The sequence below is a fragment of the Bacteroides muris (ex Afrizal et al. 2022) genome (assembly GCF_004793475.1).
GTDB lineage: Bacteria > Bacteroidota > Bacteroidia > Bacteroidales > Bacteroidaceae > Bacteroides > Bacteroides muris.
This window is the reverse complement of sequence record NZ_SRYZ01000114.1, coordinates 1-1,108: the sequence shown is the minus strand read 5'-3', so window position 1 is coordinate 1,108 and position 1,108 is coordinate 1. Positions and strand designations below refer to the sequence as shown.

Annotated in this window: 2 protein-coding genes; both read left to right on the top strand. The window is 46.0% G+C overall.

Annotation, left to right across the window (positions count from 1 at the left end):
- Positions 1-74 precede the first annotated feature (74 nt).
- Entirely contained in the window at positions 75-488 is a 414-nt protein-coding gene (locus E5355_RS19080; RefSeq protein ID WP_016272127.1) for a helix-turn-helix domain-containing protein, read from the top strand.
- Positions 404-1,087 (top strand): IS630 family transposase, encoded by a 684-nt coding sequence (locus E5355_RS19075; protein ID WP_136011559.1) that lies wholly within the window; start codon positions 404-406, stop codon positions 1,085-1,087. Before E5355_RS19080 ends, E5355_RS19075 begins: the two co-directional genes overlap by 85 nt.
- Positions 1,088-1,108 lie beyond the last annotated feature (21 nt).

Here is a 1,108-nt window from a genome sequence, read left to right as displayed (position 1 = left end):
TAAGTAGTTATTCATAATTATTTCACCTATGTCGAAATTACATTATCTTTGCTTCGAACAAAACTGCGTGATAAATGAAAATCAAGAAATTGACGCTGAGCGATTCCGAACGTCGGGAACTTACCACCGGTTTCCGGACAGGCGAAAGCCATTGTTTTCGTATGCGTTGCCGCGCCATACTGCTCAAAGCAGAGGGCTTGAGTGCGCCCCAAGTGGGAGCACAAACGGAAATGACCGCCCAAACCGTTGGCAGTTGGGTCAAACGTTTCGAAAGCCAAGGAATCCAAGGATTATACACACGTCCGGGACAAGGTCGCAAAGCCATCATGGACTGTTCGGACGAGGAATCCGTGCGCAAAGCCATCGAATCGGACCGGCAGAGTGTGCGTGCAGCCAAAGAAGCCTGGCAGAATGCTTCGGGCAAGGAAGCGAGCGAATCGACGTTCAAACGTTTTTTATCCGCATTGGCGCAAGATATAGACGTATAAGAAAACGTCCTAAGGGTAAGCCCTCGCCGCAGCTCTATGCGTATAAGACCGAGAAGCTGCAAGAACTTGAAACACTTTTTGAAAAAGGCTCCATCGACCTCTTCTATGGTGACGAATCTCATATCTGCACGGAAGGCTATGTCCCTTATGGGTGGCAGTTTGCCGGAGAAGGCGTTTACATTCCTGTCGAAAAAGCCAAACGGCTCAACATCTTTGGCATGATTGACAGGAATAACCGCTTTGAAGGATTCTGCACCTGCGATTCTGTCGATGCAGAGAAAGTTGTTGATTTCCTCGACAGATTCTCTTTCAAGCTCTACAGAAAGACATTTGTTGTGCTTGACAATGCAAGTGTACATCGTAATGAGAAAATAAAGCGAATGCGTCCAATATGGGAAAAACGGGGACTTTTTCTCTTCTACATTCCTCCATACTCTCCTCATTTGAACATTGTGGAGACCCTTTGGCGTATTATGAAAGGGAAATGGCTCCGACCACAGGATTATGTCACTACCGAATCGCTGTTTTATGCCACCAACAGGGCTTTGGCGGCGATAGGAACACGACTGAATATTAACTTTAGCCATTATGCTGCTTAATTTTGATTAGTTACTTATTAT